The following is a 662-nucleotide window of genomic DNA, read 5'->3' as shown; positions in this document are numbered from 1 at the left end:
CCCGCACGGTGTCCCGGGCCCCGGTCCAGTCCGAGACCAGCACCCCGTCGAAGCCCCACTCCTCGCGCAGCACGCGGTTGTTGAGCTCCTGGTGCTCCGTCATGCTCGGCCCGTTCACCGCGTTGTACGCGGCCATCAGCCCCCAGGGGCTGGCCTTCTTCACGATGATCTCGAACGGGGCCAGGTAGAGCTCGCGCAGCGTGCGCTCGTCCAGCCGGACGTCCACCGTGTAGCGGTCGGTCTCCGAGTCGTTGCCGACGAAGTGCTTGGGCGTGGTGGCCACCCCGCCGTCCTGCACCCCGGAGACCAGCGCCGCGCCCAGCTCACCGGTGAGCAGCGGATCCTCCGAGTAGCACTCGAAGTGCCGTCCGCCGCGCGGGCTGCGGTGCAGGTTCACGGTCGGCGCCACCACCACGTGGGCACCCTTGCGGCGGGCCTCCTGGGCCAGCAACCGACCGGCCCTGCGCACCAGTTCGAGGTCCCAGGTGGCGGCCAGCGCGGTCGGCGAGGGGATCGAGACGGACGGGTCGTCCGGGGTCCACTGCTCGCCCCGCACCCCGGCCGGACCGTCCGACATCACCAGCCGGCCGAGGCCGATCTCCTCGTTCGCGGGCAGCGACCACATGTCGGCACCGGCCAGCAGTGCCACCTTGGCGGGCAGG

1 protein-coding gene is annotated in these 662 nt (G+C 72.4%); it reads right to left on the bottom strand.

What is annotated here, in order from left to right; all coding sequences use genetic code 11:
* On the bottom strand, positions 1-661 hold a 661-nt coding region (locus ABD323_RS43290), incomplete at its 3' end, for a glycoside hydrolase family 3 protein (RefSeq protein ID WP_344447515.1).
* Position 662 lies beyond the last annotated feature (1 nt).

The sequence above is a fragment of the Kitasatospora nipponensis genome, assembly GCF_039528135.1.
GTDB lineage: Bacteria > Actinomycetota > Actinomycetes > Streptomycetales > Streptomycetaceae > Kitasatospora > Kitasatospora nipponensis.
Note: the sequence above shows the minus strand (reverse complement) of the source record. Positions and strands in the feature narration are given on the sequence as shown.